Below are 19,861 nucleotides of genomic sequence, written 5' to 3'. Positions count from 1 at the left end.
AGCCGCCTTCGGGCGGCTGTGTGTTGAAACAAGAGCTGGCCGAAAAAGTCGAGAAATTAGAAAACAGCCGCCTTCGGGCGGCTGTGTGTTGAAACCGGCAAGCAGTGGCTGACCGCTGAAGACGATAAAGCAGCCGCCTTCGGGCGGCTGTGTGTTGAAACACTAAACCGGACTGCTGAGCCATAAAATGCGGCTCAGCCGCCTTCGGGCGGCTGTGTGTTGAAACGACTGCTACACATCGTCCCATCGAGACGGTGGCGCAGCCGCCTTCGGGCGGCTGTGTGTTGAAACCGCGTTTGGGGCAACCGCACCTGCACCAACGACCAGCCGCCTTCGGGCGGCTGTGTGTTGAAACCGCGCAAACTCAAGAAATCACACAAAAAATACAAGAGCAGCCGCCTTCGGGCGGCTGTGTGTTGAAACGGCAAACGCCGACTGCGCAGAACCGGCATCAATGTCAGCCGCCTTCGGGCGGCTGTGTGTTGAAACTCAACTTTTTGGACGAAGACGGCCTAATGTTTTCCAGCCGCCTTCGGGCGGCTGTGTGTTGAAACACGGATTAAAAGCAAGCAAGCATGGATTGTTAATTCAGCCGCCTTCGGGCGGCTGTGTGTTGAAACGCCTATGTATTGATAGAGGCCGCCTTTACAATGCAGCCGCCTTCGGGCGGCTGTGTGTTGAAACATCGAAAGAGTAATTAATATTGACGGAATGGTTAACAGCCGCCTTCGGGCGGCTGTGTGTTGAAACCAAAACACGCTGGAATCTCGCAAGAACAGTATTCAGCCGCCTTCGGGCGGCTGTGTGTTGAAACTGCCAAAGCTCACGCGCCTGCCGGTGGCGGTGGTGGCAGCCGCCTTCGGGCGGCTGTGTGTTGAAACACGCAATTACGCGCCCTTGCCGATAACTACGATGCAGCCGCCTTCGGGCGGCTGTGTGTTGAAACTATCTTGGAATTTGACGGCCTGTTGACCCAAATCCAGCCGCCTTCGGGCGGCTGTGTGTTGAAACTTATGCGATCCATTGAAATATCCGCATTTTTCAATCAGCCGCCTTCGGGCGGCTGTGTGTTGAAACAGGCGCGATGGATTCGCCCATTTTGGCTAAAAAGCAGCCGCCTTCGGGCGGCTGTGTGTTGAAACAGGTCGCTGTCGTCGTAGACGGTGTCTTGGTCTTCAGCCGCCTTCGGGCGGCTGTGTGTTGAAACGCAGTGTTTTGGCCGTGTCAGCAATCACTATCGCGGCTCCAGCCGCCTTCGGGCGGCTGTGTGTTGAAACCAGCAAAACCCTCTACTCGCCGCCTTTACCGGCCCCAGCCGCCTTCGGGCGGCTGTGTGTTGAAACTCTGCCACCGTATCTCATGTCTAAGTAAGGAAGAGGGGCTGTATGTTCAAATATTGTCCAAGCAGACCGCTCTTCTTTTGATCCTTCGCTTTCCGAAGCTTTAGTGAAAGCTGTGAAGGATATTAGAAGCAAGTCATAAAGGGTAATCAATAACAATGCCGTCTGAAAAAGTTTCAGACAGCATTTTTTCTATTTGCATATTAAATTTAATATCATATTATCATTGCATAATATCAGTTTAAATTTTTTAGAATTTCAATATGAAAACCCTAATTTACTACGCCCATTCTGCCCAAGACAAACTCGGTAATCTCTTGCCTTACGAACATTGGCAAACCTTACAAAGCCATTTGGTCAATGTTGGGGAAATGGCGGTGGAGTTTGCTCGGGTATTCGGTGCCTGCCATACTGGACAGCTTCATGACTAAGGGAAATATTCGGAAGCCTTTAACCGCCAATTACATGGCAGCCCTTTAGTCGATCAAGCTATCGCCGGAGCCAAAATTGCAAAAATGCTTGCTTCAGGGTGGGTTCCAAAGTATAAACTGTGGTTATCTTTCGTAGGCTAGATAACTTTATTAATGAATTAAAAGGCAAAAATAATGGAAATTAAACAAACCAATCCAACCATCAAATCTCGTGCGGCGGTGGCATTCTCCCCAAATCAACCCTTACAAATTGTGGAAATCGACGTAGAAATGCCACGCAAAGGCGAGGTGTTAATTCGTAACACTCACACTGGTGTGTGCCATACTGATGCGTTTACGTTGTCAGGAAGCGATCCTGAAGGCGTATTCCCTGTGGTGCTTGGACACGAAGGTGCGGGTGTGGTCGTTGCTGTGGGCGAAGGTGTGTCAAGCGTAAAACCAGGTGATCACGTCATTCCTCTTTACACCGCTGAATGTGGCGAATGTGAGTTTTGTCGTTCAGGTAAAACCAACTTATGCGTTTCAGTGCGTGATACACAAGGTAAAGGCTTAATGCCAGATGGCACGACGCGTTTTTCTTATCAAGGTCAGCCGATCTATCACTATATGGGCTGTTCGACTTTCAGTGAATACTCAGTTGTTGCCGAAGTTTCACTGGCGAAAATCAACCCGGAAGCAAACCACGAACAAGTATGTTTACTCGGCTGCGGCGTTACCACAGGTATTGGTGCGGTACATAATACGGCAAAAGTGCAAGAAGGCGACTCTGTTGCAGTGTTTGGTTTAGGGGCGATTGGTTTAGCTGTGGTGCAAGGTGCACGTCAAGCTAAAGCGGGTCGTATTATTGCTATTGATACCAATCCTGCAAAATTCGAGCTGGCAAAACAATTTGGTGCAACGGATTGTTTAAATCCTAACGATTACGATAAACCAATCAAAGATGTGTTGTTAGACATCAATAAATGGGGTATTGACCATACCTTTGAATGTATCGGCAATGTAAACGTGATGCGTCAAGCATTAGAAAGCGCACACCGTGGTTGGGGACAATCCATTATCATCGGCGTAGCGGGTGCAGGGCAAGAAATTTCAACTCGCCCGTTCCAGTTGGTAACCGGTCGTGTTTGGAAAGGCACGGCGTTTGGTGGCGTGAAAGGCCGCTCTGAACTGCCGAAAATGGTGGAAGATTCAATGAAAGGCGATATCGAGTTAGAACCGTTTGTGACCCACACAATGACGCTCGATCAAATTAATGAAGCCTTTGAGTTAATGCATGAAGGTAAATCGATCCGCGCTGTTATTCATTACTAAGGTACGCGATGAAACTGATTGAACAACATCAAATTTTTGGTGGTTCGCAACAAGTGTGGGCACACCATGCCCAAACGCTGCAATGCGAAATGAAATTTGCCGTCTATTTGCCGGATAATCCGGAGAATCGACCGCTTGGTGTGATTTATTGGCTTTCCGGCTTAACGTGTACGGAACAAAATTTCATTACCAAATCAGGCTTTCAGCGTTACGCGGCAGAACATCAAGTAATTGTGGTTGCTCCCGATACCAGCCCTCGCGGAGAGCAAGTGCCGAATGATGCTGCTTACGATTTAGGGCAAGGTGCGGGCTTTTATTTGAATGCGACCGAGCAGCCTTGGGCGACGAATTATCAAATGTATGATTATATTTTGAATGAGTTGCCTAGTCTGATTGAGGAAAATTTCCCTACCAACGGCAAACGTTCGATTATGGGACATTCAATGGGCGGACATGGCGCATTGGTATTGGCGCTGCGAAACCAAGAACGTTATCAAAGTGTTTCTGCCTTTTCGCCCATTTTATCGCCTAGCCTCGTGCCTTGGGGAGAAAAAGCCTTTTCTGCCTATTTAGGAAAAGATCGCGAAAAATGGCAGCAATATGATGCCAGCTCACTCATTCAACAAGGCTATAAAGTACAAGGTATGCGCATTGATCAGGGCTTGGAAGATGAGTTTTTGCCAACACAATTACGTACCGAAGATTTTATTGAAACCTGTCGTGCGGCAAATCAACCAGTCGATGTGCGCTTCCACAAAGGCTATGATCATAGCTATTACTTCATCGCCAGTTTTGTTGGCGAGCATATTGCCTATCATGCGGCATTTTTGAAGTAAACCAAAGAAGTGATTCGTGAATCGACCAAACGTTGGTATGAACGTTAATTTTTTATGTTAACGAAAATAAAAAGGCATCAGATTGATGCCTTTTGTTTTTTATAAATGATAAAAAATAATGCTCTCAAAATGAACTAGTCTGCCCACTCTATTTAAATATCCCCCCATTCCAGTCCAAACCGTTGCAAATACTTTCTCAGTCGATCGCTGTCATTGACTTTTGCCCTTTCTGTTCGGGAGACGTTGAACAATGCACGGCCGGCGGCGGCCATGTTGGGATGTTTGCGGCATTCGTCGATAACGTGTTGCAGTTGTAGTTTGTCGAATAAATCCAATGTGTCCCAATCGATTTTATCGGGGTAGTCTTGTGCTTTTTCAGACGGCCTGTTATGTAGGAGGCCGTCTGAAAAGGGTTCTTCCGACCATAACCATTTGAGGCGTTCGATTTCGGCTTGGACTTGTTCTACTTGTATCCTGCCTTGCGGCGCGAGTGTGGCCAGGCGCATGATGCTGGCGGCGAGGTCGCGGAAGTTGCCGCGCCATGGTGCTTGGTTGGAGTGGGCGAAGTCGAGGTAGGTGGCCAGGGCTTCTTTGTTGAAGCGGGTGGTTCGGCCGAGTTCTTGCGAGGCTAAGGCGAGCTGGTGTTCGACGTTGGGCTCGATGTCTTCGCGACGGTTGGCGAGTGCAGGTAGTGGGTAATTCCAGATATTAATGCGGGCGAACAGGTCTTCGCGGAAGCGTCCGGCGCGGATTTCGTGGCGTAGGTCGCGGTTGGTGCCGGCGATAAGTTGGAAGTCGCTTTTGACTTCGCTGTCGCTGCCGACGGGATAAAAGTGTTTTTCTTCAATGGCTTTGAGCAACATAGCTTGCTCGTCCAAGCCCAATTCGCCAATTTCATCTAAAAACAATACACCGCCGTCGGCGGTTTTCAAATAGCCTTCACGCTTTTCTGCAGCACCGGTAAAGGCGCCTTTTTTGTGGCCGAACAGGGCAGATGCTGCGCCGTCGCCGCGAAGGGTGGCGCAGTTTACATCGACAAATGTGCCTTTAATCAGATGGCGCGCTTTTTTCAATTCAAAAATCCTGCGTGCCAGCATGGATTTACCTGCGCCTGTCGGGCCGGAAAGCAGAATGGGGGAAGGAGAGTTGAGTGCGACTTGTTCAATTTCGGCAATCATGCGGTTGAAGGCGGCGTTTTGGGTAGAAATGCCGCTTTTCAGGTAGCGCACTGCGTCATCGCGCACGGCGGCGAGGCGTTCGGCCAGCACGTCGTAACGCGCCAAGTCCAAATCGATGATTTCATAACTACCGACATTGCCGTCCTCCATACTGCGTCTTTGATTTTTGGGCGGAGCGGTTTGCAACAGTACGCCGGGGATTTGACGTGATTCCACCAATAAAAACAGGCAGATTTGGGCAACGTGTGTACCTGTCGTGATGTGGGTGAGATAGGTTTCTTCTTCTGTATCAAATGGATAGTTTGCTGCCCAATCGTGCAGTTTGGTATAAACCTCGGAGAAATCCCACGGGTTTGCCAGCTCCATAGGCACGAGATTGACGACTGTGTGCGGCGACACCTGCTGAATATCGGCTTTTACATGATCCGCCAGTTCGCGGTATTTCTCCGCATAAAACAGCTCCATACGGTCGAGATGAAAATCTTGACGCTGATTCATGGCGACGTTTGGCCGCCATTTCAACCAACGGCCCTGACCGAAACCTTTGTCCAGCACTGTACCAAGAAAGCTGACGGCGACTTGTTTTTTGGGGATGGTATTCATGTTTCAGAGGGTCTTTAAATTATTTTTCCAGGACAAATTTTCCGTTTACTTAGCCGCAAGTGTTTGTCCAAATCATCGAATCGCATCATATATCCTTGTATATTTTATTTTCTATATAACTATCTATAAATATATTTTTTAGTATTATACGCTATTTGGCGATAAAAGCCACTTTAAAATATATTTTCTTTATATTCAATTAATTAAAAATTATTTTTATAAAAATTTTATTCTTGGCACGCTGTTGGCTATGTTGTGAATGTAACGATACAGCAGATGCTTCGGGAAATACAGTTACCGGAGAAAAATTTTCCGTAAATTTAGTTGCTGTGTGGTTACAGGGCGAATGCCAACAAGACTACATTTGGATTAACAGGTTCGAATCCTGTCTCGTCTGATAGACGTTGAACGTCTTGTTTATTTAGTCGCTCACCCTTTTCAATATGGCAGGCAAATGCCTGGGGAAACTACAACATGGATATCCTTGTGTCGCAGGTTCGAGTCCTGTCTCTGTTATCCAAAATAGCAGAGTAGCTCAGTTGGTAGAGTAAAGGCATGTTTCCCTTAAAAACTTGTTGCGTGCCATATTACTTTTACGGCAGCAGGCGGATGCTCGGAGAGGGTACATTAACCTTTCACGTTAAAACCGTTTCTCTTCATGTTTATCCGCTACGCTGCCATCCATTCGAGGCCGTCTGAAATATTCAGGCGGGCTGATATAAAAACCGTTTTCGGTATATTTGGCAAATACCGGAGGAATTACAGCCTACCAAGCTCGAGGTCGCGGGTTCGAGTCCCGTCTCTGTCGCCAACTATGGCAGAGTAGCTCAGAGGATAGAGCGCGTAAAAATTTCTCCACTCTTTGTTGCCCAATGTGCCACCCCTTATGGGCGAATGCTATTAGGATTACATTCCTTTCTTGCTACAAACCCGAATGATCCTAATTAAACTGGTCGCCCTACGGCAGTAGGCGGATGCCCGGAAGAGAATACATTAGCTTTCAGTTAAAAACGCTTCTCTTCATCTTTAGCCGCCACGCTGCCACCCATTCAAGGCCGTCTGAAAAACAAAGCTAAAACAAGTTCAGACGGCCTCAAACCAACAATATGAAAGAAAATGAAAATGGCTAATACTAATTTGTTTCAATCTATTAAAAACCGTTTTACTAAAACCGATACCCATAATGAAGCCGGCGGCATCGCCTACACGCTGACGCCCAAACAACAGCTGGCACAGCTTGCGGCTACCGGTTGTCTGAATAATACCTTCTATGCTGATGCACAAAGCCAACTTGACCAAGTGCTGAAATTGGCAGAAAGCCTGGATGCCGAGTTTATTGCCAAAACTGCCGTATATGCCCGTCAAAAAGGTTTTATGAAAGATATGCCTGCGCTGTTGCTTGCCGTGTTGGCGCAAAAAGACGTGAACATGCTCGCTCGTGTATTCGACCAAGTGGTGGACAACGGTAAAATGTTGCGTAACTTCGCACAAATTATCCGCAGCGGCGCAGTCGGCAGAAAATCCTTCGGCAACCGTCCGAAAAAACTGATGCAGACTTGGCTTTTGACCGCCACCGAAAAACAACTGTTGAACGCCGCTGTCGGAAATTCGCCGTCGCTGGCAGACGTGGTCAAAATGGTGCACCCAAAACCGCGTGAAGCATGGCGTGCCGCATGGTTTGCATGGCTGATCGGCAAACCGTACGATCGCGAAGCATTGTCGCCCATTACCCGTGCTTTTGAAGATTACAAACAAAGCCGAGAAGGCGAATTGCCCAACGTTCCTTTCCAAATGCTTACAGCTTTAGACTTGAACTGCGGTGACTGGGCGCAAATCGCCCGCAACGGCTCATGGCAGCAGGTTCGCCAAAACCTGAACACTTTCCTGCGCCATGAAGTATTTGCCAAAAGCAAAAACATCAAAATGGTGGCAGAAAAACTGCGTGACGAAACCGCCATTGCCCGCGCCCGCGTCCTGCCTTACCAATTGCTGACCGCGTATCAGGCAACATCTGACCAAATGCCGTTTGAAATCCGCGAAGCCCTGCAAGATGCGATGGAAACTGCCGTACAAAACGTACCGGCAATCCAAGGCAAAGTCGTGGTTTGCCCGGATGTATCCGGCTCCATGCACAGCCCGGTTACCGGCTATCGCGGCAGTGCGTCCACCAAAACCCGCTGCATCGACATTGCCGCACTTGTGTCCGCTGCCATGTTGCGTACTAATCCGCAAGCCCGCGTGATACCGTTTGAGCAAATCACGGTAAACGTGAAGCTCAACCCACGCGACAGCATCATGACCAACGCCGAAAAACTCGCCAATATCGGTGGAGGCGGAACAGCATGTAGCGCACCGCTTGCCATGTTGAACCGTGAAAAAGCTGAAGTGGATTTGGTCGTCATCGTGTCAGACAACGAAAGTTGGGCAGATGACAGCCAACGATGGGGTGGTAAAACCAGTCTGATGAAAGAATGGGACATCCTGAAAAAACGCTGTCCCGAAGCCAAACTCGTTTGCCTGGATATCCAGCCTTACACCAAGGCTCAAGCACGAAACCGTCACGATATCTTGAACATCGGCGGCTTCTCCGACCAAGTGTTTGCCCTGATTGGTTCCTTTGCCGAACGAGGTATGGGTACAGATTTCTGGGTAGATGAGATTGAGAAAACGCCGCTGGCAGCTGTGAACTGAAGCTAAGGCCGTCTGAAAAAAGGGTAGAAATATTTTTTCAGACGGCCTATTTATTCAGGACAAGCTGAGAACAAGAATAAGGAAACAAAATGCAAAAATTTATCTTAATACGCGGTCATCAGGGTTCGGGAAAATCGACTTTTGCCGAACAAAAAGCCGCCGAATTTAAAGCGCAGTATCAGGATGCGGAAGTTGTCCGTATTGAAAACGATTTGTTTATTACCGATGAATACGGTGAATATCGTTGGTCGGGCGAAGCGGTGGATAAGGCGCAGAAATGCGGCAATGCCTTGATGACTGAAACCTTGAGACTTGGACGCCAAAATCCGAATCGAAATATTTTGATCATTAATTCCAATACCAACCAAAAAGCTTCGCGTTGCCGTCATTTATTGGATCAGGCGGAGAAAAGCGGTTTTGAAACAGAAATTTATCGACTGCACAATTTCTATCCCAATCTGCACGGCGTGAAAGAGCATGATGTGTTGGCGGCGTATATCAAGCTGAACTAAAACCGTGTGGCAAACGAAATCCATATCGAGGCTGTGCAGCCGGCAAATACAGAGCAGTTAGAAAAAATCAAACAGATGCAGGCTATCGAGCATAAGCCGCTGCTGTTTGATGAGGCGCAGCAAACCTTTGTGACCGATCATTATCTGCAACACGGCAGCCGTAACTTTACTGCCAAAGCATCCAAGCGTTATCCTGAATTGCGCGTGTTGAAATACGCACGCAGCGTGTTCTATAACAACTGCTTTGATGATGCTTTGCTGGAAATGCGCGGTTTGATTATCGACGCGCACAACCGCATCATCGTGCGTCCGTTTAAAAAAGTGTTCAATTATTCGGAACGTATTGCCAAATGCAGCCGTTATCCGATCATAATCGGCGACGAGAGACTGGTAGATGCGGTGGTGAAAGTAAACGGCTTCCTCGGCTGCTGTACTTTCGTATCGCTTTCAGACGACCATCCGTCCCACGGCGCGACGTTTGACGGCAAAGTGCTGTATTCGACTACCGGCTCGCTTGATAGTGCGTTTGCCGACATGACCGCCGCACATTGCGCTCAATACGAAACCCTGTTCCACGCTTATCCAAACCATACTTTTTTGTTTGAAATCACAGATGCGAAAGACGTGCACATCATCCGCGAAGCATTGGGCGAAACCTTAATCGGCTGCATTGATGTGGCGACCGGCCGTCAATTTTCTGAAGCGGAATTGGACGAAATCGGCAAACAATACGGCGTTCGCCGTCCAGAAACGCTGAAAAACATCACGTTCGGCGAGCTGAAAGGCCGTCTGAAAAATGTGGAGCACGAAGGTTTTATGGTGTTTGATGCCCAAACCGGCGAAATGCTGTTCAAACTCAAATCGCCGTATTACTTGATTTCCAAGTTTCTGGGACGAAGCAACGAAGGCAACATCGGACGCAAGCTCGACAAACGCCACGTCGACGAAGAGTTTTACCCTTTAATCGACCACATCCGCGAACATCGCGAAGCGTTCAACGCCATACCGGAATTGGATAAGATTGCGTTTATCCAAGCATTCTTGCGGCAATTGTAAGGCCGTCTGAAAATATATGGAGCAACATGTATTTATTTTCCGCGCTCGTATGCTTCAATTTCACCGACTTTAGGTGCATAGCCGCTGTTTGTGTCGTGACGCAAGTCCAACCAGATATCGACCAATGCCCAAGCAGCCGGAGCGGCAATCACGTTTTGCCCCATACATAAAACCTGCGCATCATAGTTTTCCACCGAGCCGTGGAGCGTGAGTAAATCATGCGCCGTTGCCGCCCGTATGCCGCGCACCTTATTGGCGGCGATTGCCGTACCCACGCCGGTGCCGCAAATCAACAGCGCACGGTCGGCGCGTCCTGCCGCGACTTCTTCGGCCGCGGCAAACGAGAGTTGCGGATAGGTCCCTTCGGGCGAGGATAAATCGACCAAGCTGCTGACGCGCGGGTCGTTTTGCAGATGCGCTTTGAGCGCGTCTTTCAATATTGCGCCGTTGGCCGGCGCGGCAATAACCAAACGCATAAAAACTCCTTGAAGCACACAATAAACATTACTCAGCATACGCCCGCGCGTGATACGATTCAAGCCTGCAACGCAGAAAGCACGGTATGAGCAAAACCTACTTCACATCAGACCTACATTTCTCACATAAAAACATCGCTAAATTCTGCCCCCAATTTCGACCGTTCGATAACGTGGAGCAGATGGATGAATTTTTAATCCGGATATGGAATGAAACCGTTACGCCTGAAGATACGGTGTACAACTTGGGCGATTTTTCCTTTGCCCAAGACCATAAGCAGATAGAGCGCGTTTTGTCGCGGTTAAACGGGCAACATCACTTGATTTACGGCAATCATGATCATGTGATTCGGCAGTATGCCGATTTTTTCCGCAGCCAAACCAAGCATGACGGCCATCCGCTGCTGTCGTCCATACTGCCGTATTTGAAACTCAAATTGCCGGAAATTAAGAATACACTGGTTCTCTTTCACTATCCGATTCAGGAATGGGACGGCTGCTATCAGGGCTGGTATCACTTGTACGGCCATTTGCATGACAGGGTGGCGGAAATCAAAGGGCGTGCTTTAAATGTCGGATTCGATTTGCACGGCCGTTTTTTGACGGCGCAAGACGTCGATAAGTTTTTGTGTGATTTGCCTAAAATTTCGTATTTTGGTGAAGCAGGATTTAAAGCCAACTCGCCGGAAGAAGCGGCAGAGCTGGTGTCTCGGAAACTGGCGCAGTTAAATCAGGTATAATTTCAGACGGCCTTTGCGGATTTCCGGCAAAGGCCGTCTGAATATCAATTTCCCATTTTTGAGTGATACATGGAAAACCTTTTGGCTTACTTACTACAAAAAATCAGCCTCCCCAACCAAACCGGCAAGGACAAGTCATGAGCAGTAAGCCTTTGAAGTATCCCGTTTCCGCTTTGGTTGTTTTGTATGATAAAGACGGCAATATCCTGCTGATTGAACGCACGGCGCCGCAAGGTTTTTGGCAGTCGGTTACCGGCAGCTTGGAAGAGGGCGAGCGTATCGAAGAAACCGCATGGCGCGAAGTGTGGGAAGAAACCGGTATCCGCCTTGCAGACGGACAGCTGGAAAACTGGCACGACAGCACCGTTTATGAAATCTATCATCACTGGCGCCATCGCTATCCCAAAGGCGTTTTTGAAAACCGCGAACACATCTTCTCCGCCCAAATTCCGCGCGATACGCCTATCGTCCTGCAACCGGACGAACACGTTGCCTACGGTTGGTTTAGTGCGGAAGAAGCGGCAGAAAAAGTGTTTTCGCCTTCCAATAAACGCGCAATTTTAGAACTGGTCAAAAGGCTGAATGCCAAAAAGGCCGTCTGAATACGACAGTTTCACATTTTCAGACGGCCTTGGGTTTGCTATACTTTCGCCGTTTGACTCTATTTAAAATCAAAGGAAACCATCATGGCAGACTTCAATAAAATCCTGACCCCGGGCGATGTGGACGGCGGCATCATCAACGTTGTCAACGAAATCCCTGCGGGCAGCAACCACAAAATCGAATGGAACCGCAAACTGGCCGCTTTCCAACTCGACCGCGTTGAACCGGCAATTTTCGCCAAACCGACCAACTACGGCTTCATTCCGCAAACTTTGGACGAAGACGGCGACGAATTGGATGTATTGCTGGTGACCGAGCAGCCTTTGGCAACCGGTATTTTCCTGGAAGCACGCGTTATCGGTGTGATGAAATTCGTTGACGACGGCGAAGTGGATGACAAAATCGTCTGCGTTCCGGCCGACGACCGTAACAACGGCAACGCCTACAAAACTTTGGCCGATTTGCCGCAACAACTGATCAAACAAATCGAGTTCCACTTCAACCACTACAAAGACCTGAAAAAAGCAGGTACCACTAAAGTTGAATATTGGGGCGATGTAGAAGAAGCGAAACAAGTCATCAAAGAATCTATCGAACGTTGGAACAAACAAGCCTAATCGGTTTGCCCCATCCAATATCAAGGCCGTCTGAAAATCAGATTTTCAGACGGCCTTTTCATATCTCAGCAGCCTATCAATCCTTCAAGCATTTTCAAACTGATATTTCAAACGAATCAATCATATTATTTTAAATAATTGTTCCCTAAAGCCGAAATTTCAGACGGCTAGAGAATAGGTTTTCTAGATTGCAATTACAGCATCAGCCCCAAAACGCTTTTTCAAATCCTGCCGCGCATTCTGGTGGCAGTTCCCGTTGTAGTAAATCATGCAGAGCAGAATATAATTCTGGAGGTATGTCGCAGCTTTCTTCATCGTAGAACTCCCCGCCTGCTTTCCGCCATTCGCGCTCAAAATCATAAATTGCCAATAAGGTTTGCATTAGTATTGCTACGGAAGGGGCGATAAGGCGGCGTTTTTCTATTGTACCGTAACCTATTATCAACCAATAAACAGGACTGCCGGGAGCGGTGGTATCAGCAAAAAGAATTGAATCGTCAAACATTATGCCAAATATCGCCCATTCTTCACGCCAGCCTTGTGTAGGCAGATATTGCTTGGTCTTCCTATCCCAGCCGAAGGCCCAATCGTGCCAACTGTTGGGCAATTTGGGATAAGTCACCCATTGTAAAAACAGAGTTTCCATCTCCAGCCAATAATTGGCAAGTAGATTGTCGGAATGCCATATGCCGTCCATATGGCGGTAGAAGTCGGCTAATGCACCCAAATGTAGATGACGGTTACCTTCCAGTGGGGGCAGTTTCTGCAACGTTTCTGTATAGGGAAAACCAAAGGTTTGTGCGAAGGTGCGTATAAGGGAGTGAGGCATAAAGTTTGCTTGCTGTATTTTTACGGTTTAAGTCCGTGGAAGATAATGGATTATAGTGGATTTAATTAAAATCGGGCTTGACGCAGGCTAATGATGTAAGCCATCGATTTAGTTTATTTTTGATCTGCCAACGTTCATCAGTCAGAACATAAATATAGTAAATTCAAATTGTCTATAAGTTAGTGCGATATTTTGCCAATATAACAAAATCGTCTTTAAAACAAACAAACCATTCTTTCTCATTTTCAGACGGCCTCATTAAAGTAACGCCTATACCAAAAATAAGGAGTGCTTCAATGACTGCTACCACAACCGATCCACGAGCCAAGCTGCCTGAGACGCCTTTGTCCGGCAACGAAGCCTTGAAAGAGCGCAGCGATTATCTGCACGGTACGATTAAGGAGGAGTTGAAAGACAATTTTACCGGCGGCTTTACTGCCGACAACTTTCAACTTATCCGTTTCCATGGCATGTACGAACAGGACAACCGCGATATCCGTGCCGAGCGTACCGAACAAAAACTTGAACCCTTAAAAAACATGATGTTGCGTTGCCGTTTGCCCGGCGGCATCATTACGCCGAAGCAGTGGCTGGGTATTGACAAATTTGCCGGTGAAAATACGATTTACGGCTCTATCCGCCTGACCAACCGTCAAACCTTTCAATACCACGGCATTTTGAAAACCGATTTAAAACAGGCACATCAGGCATTGCACAAACTTGGTTTGGATTCCATTGCCACAGCCAGCGATGTCAACCGCAATGTGTTGTGTACCAGCAATCCGGTGCAAAGCACGTTGCATCAAGAAGCCTATGAATGGGCGGCGCGCATCAGTATGCACCTTCTGCCGCGTACCATGGCATATGCCGATGTCTGGCTGGACGGTGAAAAAGTGTTTACAACCGAGCCGACCGAGCCGCGTAATAAAGAAATTGCTGATGAGGTCGAGCCGATTTTGGGTAAAACCTATTTGCCGCGCAAATTTAAAACTGCCGTCGTAATTCCGCCCGACAACGATGTGGACATTCATTCCAACGATTTGGGTTTTGTGGCGATTGCAGAAAACGGCAAGTTGGTGGGCTTCAATGTATTGGTCGGTGGCGGCTTATCCAGCGAACACGGTAATACCAAAACTTATCCGAACATTTCTTACGAATTTGGTTTCGTTCCGCTCGAATACACCCTCAACGCCGCTGAAGCTGTTGTCAGCACCCAGCGCGACTGGGGCAACCGCAGCGACCGCAAAGCAGCGCGTACACGCTATACGCTGCAACGCGTCGGCGTAGATGTGTTCAAAGAAGAAGTCGAAAGGCGCATGGGCATTAAATTTGAACCTATCCGCCCTTACGAATTTACGCATCGCGGCGACCACATCGGCTGGGTACAAGGGCATGAAGGCAACTGGCATTTGACTTTGTTTATTGAAAACGGCCGTCTGCTCGATTATCCCGGTAGGCCGTTGAAAACAGGTATCCGCGAAATTGCTAAAATCCATCCCGGCGACTTCCGTCTGACGGCAAACCAAAATCTGGTGGTTGCCAATGTACCGCCCGAATTGAAAGACACGATTGATAAAATCGCCAAAGACCATGGCCTTATCAGCAAATCGATTACCATCCAGCGTGAGAACTCGATGGCCTGCGTTGCCTTGCCGACCTGTCCGTTGGCAATGGCGGAGGCTGAGCGTTTCCTACCAACATTCTCCGATAAAATTGACGAAATGTTCGCCAAATATGGTTTGGAAGACGAATACATCGTTTTGCGCGTAACCGGTTGCCCCAACGGTTGCGGCCGCGCCATGCTGGCAGAAATCGGTTTGGTCGGTAAAGCGGTCGGCCGCTACAACCTTTACGCAGGCGGCAACCGTGAAGGCACCCGCATTCCTCGTTTGTTTAAAGAAAACATTACCGAACCTGAAATCCTTGAAATTGTCGAAGGCTGGGTGGCAGATTGGTCTCGAAACCGTTTAGATGATGAAGGTTTTGGCGATTTTGCCATCCGTACCGGCATCGTCAAACCTGTATTGGACGCTCCGCGAGACTTCTGGGCATAATGCATACAACCAGATCCGCAAGTCTACAATAAGAAAATAGAGAAAACCAAAGGCCGTCTGAAAATCAGATTTTCAGACGGCCTTTTATATTGTGCGTATTTATATTAAAGATGGAATATAAACCGAATCAGCGACGGCGGCCAAAGCCCCGACCCATACTTGGGCGGCGGTAGTTGGAAGGCTGACGCGCGGTTTCGCGGTAACGCTGTTGCTGTTGAGCGTTTTGTTGCTGGGCACGCAGGGTGCGCGTATTCAGCTGTTGGCTGGTGCGTCTGTTTGGACGTGCGGTTTGATAATAGTTGGCACGGGCTTGACGTGCAATCGGGCTGTTTTGATTGCTTGCCTGTGTGAATTTGTTGGCCAATGCGTTGCCGATAAATGCACCGGCTGCCGCGCCCACCAAGCTTTGCAGCAGCCAGCTGCCGGTGGATTGGTCGTAGATATATTGTTGGCCGTCTGTACCGGTTACCGGTTGGCCGTTGTTGCCGTTAGCTTGTGCCTCGGCAGGAATGGTGTCTTTCACGGCTTCAGGCGTGAGCTGGTAAACCGTATTGTCTTCTTGTTGGCCGTTTTGTTGTGCCAACTGTTGTTGTAATGCTTCGATTTGTTTTTGTTGCTGCTCAAGCTGCGCTTGGGTATTGTCTTTGCAGGCAGCAAGGGCAAAAGTGGAAAGGGCGGCTAAGGCAATCAGTTTTTTCATTGTTTTTCCTGAGAGAAGTTTGTCTTTGCCGAGATTTCGGCGGAGTGTGTTCGCCTAATATTAAACCATTTCCCTGTTTTTCAAGTAGTTTTACAAAATAATATTGGAAAGTTGCGCTGCAAATGCACGGCTGTTGGCAGCCAGATTGCCCAGTGCGGGCATTTCGTGTTCGGTTTCGATAATCAGCAGGTTGGCAGGGCGGCGGGTGTGCAGGGACATTTGCATTTCAGCGGGAGAGAAGGGCATGTGATGGCGTTTGGCGAAAGCTTCGGCGCGTTTGTTGGCGGTTTTGAGCATGGGCAACAGGGTAATATCCAAATGGAAACGGCGTACGCCCAAAACCAAAATACGCGCTGCGAAGAAATCCGCTTCATCAGTAAAAACGTTGGGGCTGCTTTGATTGAAGTCGTGGCGCTCTGCGGCAATCAAGGTCGCGATGGTGCGTACTTGCGGAATCAGGGCTTCGCTGATGAGGCTGTCAGGCGAATCAGGCAAAGTGTGCATGTTGAGCATGCTGTGGTGGCTGTTGCTGTCAACGACCATGCGGCAGGTGTGTAACATTTGTGTTTGGCTGTGGATTTTAGTTGAGGCAGTCATGGCTGTATTCCTTATTTCTTAAAAATGGGTGGATTTAAGCGGCCATGGTGGGTATAAAAAAAGCCGCTCAAATGAGGCGGCTCTAATTTGCGTATTTTCAATTTGGTCTGTTTTAGACAAGCGCAAAAAAGTACCGCACGTTTGTGTGGTACCAATAGAAGAAAGTAGCAGAGCGTTGCGCGGTTTGCATGATGAAAATACGTCTTTAATGTATAAAAGAATGGAACGTAGTTTAAAACAAGAATGCCAGTAATTTCAATATCCAATCGACAAAACCCACCAATAAATCTACAAGTTGTTGTAATCCTTCCAATTTATTTTCTTTCGAGTGAGTCAAATTTGCACAATTATAATGCAAAACCGGGTGAATTGATAACAATCCGAGCAGGCTCTTTAAAAAGGCCGTCTGAAAACTGAATTTCAGACGGCCTTTATTTTTGTTTATCCAATCAATAAATGTCGCGTTGGTAGCGTTTGTCTTCGCGCAGGTCGTTGAGGTAGTCTTCGGCTTCGTCACGGCTGAGTTTGCCTTGGGTTTCGATGACTTCGATCAGGGCGTTTTCGACATCGCGTGCCATGCGTGCGGCGTCGCCGCAGACGTAGATGTGTGCGCCTTGTTGCAGCCAGTTCCAAACTTCGGCGGCGCGTTCGGTGATTTTGTGTTGGACGTAGACTTTGTATTCGCCTTGACGGCTCCATGCGAGGTCGGCGCGGGTGAGGAGGCCGTCTTTGCGCCAATCGCTCCATTCGAGTTGGTAGAGGAAGTCGTCGGCCAGGCGTTGGTTGCCGAAGAAGAGCCAGTTTTTGCCGCTGTCGCCATTGGCTGCGCGTTGTTGCATAAAGGAGCGGAAGGGGGCGACGCCTGTGCCTGCGCCAATCATGATGATGGGAGTGTCGCCGTTTTGGGGCAAGCGGAAGTTGGGGTTGGGTTCGACAAAGACACGGATTTCGCTGCCTTCTTCGAGGCGTTCGCCCAAGTAGCCAGATGCTGCGCCGGTGTAGGTGTGGTCGTAGTGGTTGAAACGGACGACGCCTACGGTAAGGTGGACTTCTTCGCCGACTTCGTCTTGGGCGGAGGCGATGGAGTAAAGGCGCGGGGTTTGTGGGCGGAATAGGCTGTATAGGGTTTGTGCGTCCAGTGGGTGTGGATGGGCGGCAAATACGCCTACGGGCGGTGTGGCGGCGAGGTAGGCATCCAGTTGGGCTTTATCTGCGACTATGGTTTTGAGTTCTTCGTTGTTTGTTAATTCGGCGTATTGTTGGACGAATGCCGGTGTGTTTTGGGTGATGTCTGCGGATTCGGTCAGGGCGGTGCGGATGTCGGTTTCGCGGTCGTCTGAAAGTTGGACGGTTTCGCTGCCGGTCAGTTGGTTGAGGTCGAGGATTTCTTGGACGAGGTCGGCGGCATTAAGCGGCCATACGCCGAGTGCGTCGCCTGCCTGATAATGCAAACCTGAGCCGCTGAGGTCGATTTCGATGTGTTCGACGTCTTTTTCCGCATCGCGCGAGGTAATTTTTTGGCGCACGGATAGGGTGGCTGTGTAGGGTTTTTCTTTGGTATAAATGGCGTCGTTGCTTGGTGTTGCTGAACTGTTTGGTGCAGCGGTTATACTTGGGCTTGCTGCTTGGGCGGTTAATTCGGCTACTTTGGGTACGACGGCGGCAATCCATGCGTCGGCATCGGCTTGGAATTCTAAGTCGCAAATGCCCAAGTCGTTCAGACGGCCTGCGCCCAGTTCAGCAAATTTGGCATCAAAGTCTTTGCCTGCTTGGCAGAAGTTGGGATAGGAGGAATCGCCAAGGCCTAAGACGGCAAAGGTGAGTTTGCTGAGTTCAGGTTTCTTTTTGCCGTAGATGAATTTGTACAGGGGCAGGGCTTCTTCGGGCGGTTCGCCTTCGCCTTGGGTGGAGGTAACTAAAAGCACGATGTCTTCGTCGGGCAGGGTCTTGCTTTTGAAATCGCCTGTGCTGCTGAGGCGGGCTTCTACGCCGGCGGCTTGAAGTTTGGTGTGTAATGATTCGGCAACGCTACGGGCATTGCCTGTTTGTGAGGCGGAGAGGACTAATACGCGGCGGCCGACTGTCGAGGCGGCTGCTTGCAGGGCAGATGGTTCGGCTGCTGCTCCGGATACGCCTTGGCTTTGCGCCCAGCAATAGCCAGAGAGCCAGGCAAGTTGGGTGGGGGATAGGGTGGAGAGTTGGACGGAGAGTTCGGGTGGAAGCGGATTGGCTTGGCTCATTTGGATTCCTTTGTTGGACGGCTATAACCGATTGTTTGAATAATGGACAATCGCCACTTTAAACAGGCCGTCTGAAAAAAGGAAAGAATGCTTGGTTTTAATTTAAGATGATTTCGTTATATTCGGGAAGGTATTAGGCCGTCTGAACATGCTCGTTCAGACGGCCTTGGATTGGATAGAAACGAGATTTTCAGTTTCCGCTGGAGAGTTTCATCACTACGACGCCGGAGATGATGAGAAATGCGCCAAGCCAGCGGCCGAAGTTGGCAGCATCGTTGAAAAATACAACGCCTACCAAAAAAGCCCCTGCCGCGCCTATGCCTGTCCAGACGGCGTAGGCTGTACCCATCGGAATACTTTTTTGGGCAAGGTAAAGGAAGTATCCGCTGCCGACGATGCAGGCAAGCGCGGCGGCAAAGCCATGCCAGCGGTAGCCTTCCTGTTGTGCCAGCTTCAAGCCCAATGGCCAGCCGATTTCCAGCATACCGGCTAAGATTAAATAAAACCAACTCATAATATGTCCTGATAGTGTGTTAAGGTTTCAGACGGCCTTAGAAAGATTGTTTTCTTCCGAGAGTTCAACGCGTTGTCCGATATCTTTTAGATTGGAGTATTGTTCGACCAAGCGCGGTACATCGTCCAAGCTCATTGCAAACATCCATAAATAAGTGCTGACGGAATAGATATGGCCGGCGCTTCCGTAGCCTTTAAGCGTCATGTGTATAAAGGCGAAGCCGAACAATACGCTCATCGCCATGCCGATACTGAGATAGCCTAAGGCTTCGCGGTTGGAAATCAGCACGCGTAGTTTGGCAAACCAGCCATAGTGGCGGTAGAGCTGATGCTCGTTGCCGTCGCGGATAAGGTGGTTGTCGCGTTCAAACCGATTGTTTAAATGGAAATATAGGTTTTCGCTGATGGCGGCAAAACGCGGCAGCAACCATAAAAACAGGGCAAGTATCGCGACAGCCAATACGCCCACCCAAAATTCCAATATCAGCAACATCATACATGCACCGAAGATGGAGACCAGCGAAGTAGCAGCGA

The 19,861-nt window shown here is 48.9% G+C and carries 15 protein-coding genes, 2 pseudogenes and 1 CRISPR repeat array (1 of these 18 cut by a window edge); of the genes and pseudogenes, 9 read left to right on the top strand and 8 right to left on the bottom strand.

The window, feature by feature from the left end:
- A CRISPR array of direct repeats spans positions 1–1,343; the repeat unit is 31 nt; unit sequence CAGCCGCCTTCGGGCGGCTGTGTGTTGAAAC; it reaches 3,543 nt to the left of the window's first position.
- 260 nt (positions 1,344–1,603) lie between these two features.
- From ACTHUE_RS00945 to fghA, 3 genes and pseudogenes are all read left to right on the top strand, one after another.
- Positions 1,604–1,852: pseudogene (locus ACTHUE_RS00945) on the top strand (CRISPR-associated helicase/endonuclease Cas3); the annotation flags it as partial.
- 93 nt (positions 1,853–1,945) lie between these two features.
- On the top strand, positions 1,946–3,082 hold the full coding sequence (locus ACTHUE_RS00940) for an S-(hydroxymethyl)glutathione dehydrogenase/class III alcohol dehydrogenase (RefSeq protein ID WP_004520025.1): 1,137 nt from the start codon (positions 1,946–1,948) through the stop codon (positions 3,080–3,082).
- Positions 3,083–3,090: 8 nt separating this feature from the next.
- Positions 3,091–3,918, top strand: coding sequence for an S-formylglutathione hydrolase (gene fghA, locus ACTHUE_RS00935; RefSeq protein WP_440361126.1), 828 nt, complete (start codon positions 3,091–3,093; stop codon positions 3,916–3,918).
- Positions 3,919–4,070: 152 nt separating this feature from the next.
- Here the strand turns inward: fghA and rtcR are convergent, their stop codons facing one another.
- Positions 4,071–5,699 (bottom strand): RNA repair transcriptional activator RtcR, encoded by a 1,629-nt coding sequence (gene rtcR / locus ACTHUE_RS00930; RefSeq protein ID WP_004520021.1) that lies wholly within the window; start codon positions 5,697–5,699, stop codon positions 4,071–4,073.
- A gap of 1,116 nt (positions 5,700–6,815) precedes the next feature.
- Between rtcR and ACTHUE_RS00925 the strand changes: the two genes are divergently transcribed.
- Together ACTHUE_RS00925 and ACTHUE_RS00920 are read left to right on the top strand one after the other, a co-directional pair.
- A complete protein-coding gene (locus ACTHUE_RS00925; protein WP_049336823.1) occupies positions 6,816–8,390 on the top strand; it encodes a vWA domain-containing protein in 1,575 nt (524 codons plus the stop codon).
- Between the two features lie 89 nt (positions 8,391–8,479).
- Positions 8,480–9,958, top strand: a pseudogene (locus tag ACTHUE_RS00920) (RNA ligase).
- A 32-nt stretch (positions 9,959–9,990) separates the two neighbouring features.
- Here the strand turns inward: ACTHUE_RS00920 and ACTHUE_RS00915 are convergent.
- On the bottom strand, positions 9,991–10,434 hold the full coding sequence (locus ACTHUE_RS00915; protein ID WP_039862203.1) for an RpiB/LacA/LacB family sugar-phosphate isomerase: 444 nt from the start codon (positions 10,432–10,434) through the stop codon (positions 9,991–9,993).
- 86 nt (positions 10,435–10,520) lie between these two features.
- Between ACTHUE_RS00915 and ACTHUE_RS00910 the strand changes: the two genes are divergently transcribed.
- The 3 genes from ACTHUE_RS00910 (at position 10,521) to ACTHUE_RS00900 (ending at position 12,394) form a co-directional block, all read left to right on the top strand.
- Entirely contained in the window at positions 10,521–11,174 is a 654-nt protein-coding gene (locus ACTHUE_RS00910) for a metallophosphoesterase (RefSeq protein ID WP_004520016.1), read from the top strand.
- Positions 11,175–11,311: 137 nt separating this feature from the next.
- Complete coding sequence (gene nudB, locus ACTHUE_RS00905; RefSeq protein WP_004520014.1) at positions 11,312–11,776, top strand: dihydroneopterin triphosphate diphosphatase; 465 nt, start codon at positions 11,312–11,314, stop codon at positions 11,774–11,776.
- A gap of 84 nt (positions 11,777–11,860) precedes the next feature.
- Entirely contained in the window at positions 11,861–12,394 is a 534-nt protein-coding gene (locus tag ACTHUE_RS00900) for an inorganic diphosphatase (RefSeq protein ID WP_004520013.1), read from the top strand.
- A gap of 202 nt (positions 12,395–12,596) precedes the next feature.
- On the opposite strand, the gene ACTHUE_RS00895 is transcribed toward ACTHUE_RS00900, so the two are convergent.
- Positions 12,597–13,223 carry a hypothetical protein gene (locus tag ACTHUE_RS00895; protein WP_004520011.1) on the bottom strand — a complete coding sequence of 209 codons (627 nt, stop codon included), beginning with the start codon at positions 13,221–13,223 and terminating at the stop codon, positions 12,597–12,599.
- 296 nt (positions 13,224–13,519) lie between these two features.
- Between ACTHUE_RS00895 and cysI the strand changes: the two genes are divergently transcribed.
- Complete coding sequence (gene cysI, locus ACTHUE_RS00890; protein WP_070695666.1) at positions 13,520–15,277, top strand: assimilatory sulfite reductase (NADPH) hemoprotein subunit; 1,758 nt, start codon at positions 13,520–13,522, stop codon at positions 15,275–15,277.
- 127 nt (positions 15,278–15,404) lie between these two features.
- Here the strand turns inward: cysI and ACTHUE_RS00885 are convergent, their stop codons facing one another.
- The 5 genes from ACTHUE_RS00885 to ACTHUE_RS00865 all read right to left on the bottom strand — a co-directional run.
- Positions 15,405–15,977 carry a hypothetical protein gene (locus tag ACTHUE_RS00885; RefSeq protein ID WP_004520009.1) on the bottom strand — a complete coding sequence of 191 codons (573 nt, stop codon included), beginning with the start codon at positions 15,975–15,977 and terminating at the stop codon, positions 15,405–15,407.
- Between the two features lie 90 nt (positions 15,978–16,067).
- Positions 16,068–16,574 (bottom strand): hypothetical protein, encoded by a 507-nt coding sequence (locus tag ACTHUE_RS00880; RefSeq protein ID WP_003685697.1) that lies wholly within the window; start codon positions 16,572–16,574, stop codon positions 16,068–16,070.
- A 449-nt stretch (positions 16,575–17,023) separates the two neighbouring features.
- Positions 17,024–18,814, bottom strand: coding sequence for an assimilatory sulfite reductase (NADPH) flavoprotein subunit (locus ACTHUE_RS00875; protein WP_440361125.1), 1,791 nt, complete (start codon positions 18,812–18,814; stop codon positions 17,024–17,026).
- Between the two features lie 190 nt (positions 18,815–19,004).
- Complete coding sequence (locus ACTHUE_RS00870) at positions 19,005–19,328, bottom strand: DMT family transporter (protein ID WP_004520006.1); 324 nt, start codon at positions 19,326–19,328, stop codon at positions 19,005–19,007.
- A 27-nt stretch (positions 19,329–19,355) separates the two neighbouring features.
- Positions 19,356–19,861, bottom strand: a 506-nt coding sequence (locus ACTHUE_RS00865) for an ABC transporter six-transmembrane domain-containing protein (protein WP_440422990.1), incomplete at its 5' end; no start/stop codon positions are given.

The organism is Neisseria sp. P0021.S005 (assembly GCF_051956955.1).
This window is presented reverse-complemented; position numbering and strand designations above follow the sequence as displayed.

Bases quoted from the DNA above. Each gene is read 5' to 3' on its own strand.
- ACTHUE_RS00875 (WP_440361125.1), bottom strand. From the start codon at position 18,814: ATGAGCCAAGCCAATCCGCTTCCACCCGAACTCTCCGTCCAACTCTCC.
- fghA (WP_440361126.1), top strand. From the start codon at position 3,091: ATGAAACTGATTGAACAACATCAAATTTTTGGTGGTTCGCAACAAGTG.
- ACTHUE_RS00880 (WP_003685697.1), bottom strand. From the start codon at position 16,574: ATGACTGCCTCAACTAAAATCCACAGCCAAACACAAATGTTACACACC.
- ACTHUE_RS00870 (WP_004520006.1), bottom strand. From the start codon at position 19,328: ATGAGTTGGTTTTATTTAATCTTAGCCGGTATGCTGGAAATCGGCTGG.
- ACTHUE_RS00915 (WP_039862203.1), bottom strand. From the start codon at position 10,434: ATGCGTTTGGTTATTGCCGCGCCGGCCAACGGCGCAATATTGAAAGAC.
- ACTHUE_RS00940 (WP_004520025.1), top strand. From the start codon at position 1,946: ATGGAAATTAAACAAACCAATCCAACCATCAAATCTCGTGCGGCGGTG.
- cysI (WP_070695666.1), top strand. From the start codon at position 13,520: ATGACTGCTACCACAACCGATCCACGAGCCAAGCTGCCTGAGACGCCT.
- nudB (WP_004520014.1), top strand. From the start codon at position 11,312: ATGAGCAGTAAGCCTTTGAAGTATCCCGTTTCCGCTTTGGTTGTTTTG.
- ACTHUE_RS00885 (WP_004520009.1), bottom strand. From the start codon at position 15,977: ATGAAAAAACTGATTGCCTTAGCCGCCCTTTCCACTTTTGCCCTTGCT.
- ACTHUE_RS00900 (WP_004520013.1), top strand. From the start codon at position 11,861: ATGGCAGACTTCAATAAAATCCTGACCCCGGGCGATGTGGACGGCGGC.
- ACTHUE_RS00910 (WP_004520016.1), top strand. From the start codon at position 10,521: ATGAGCAAAACCTACTTCACATCAGACCTACATTTCTCACATAAAAAC.
- rtcR (WP_004520021.1), bottom strand. From the start codon at position 5,699: ATGAATACCATCCCCAAAAAACAAGTCGCCGTCAGCTTTCTTGGTACA.
- ACTHUE_RS00895 (WP_004520011.1), bottom strand. From the start codon at position 13,223: ATGCCTCACTCCCTTATACGCACCTTCGCACAAACCTTTGGTTTTCCC.
- ACTHUE_RS00925 (WP_049336823.1), top strand. From the start codon at position 6,816: ATGAAAATGGCTAATACTAATTTGTTTCAATCTATTAAAAACCGTTTT.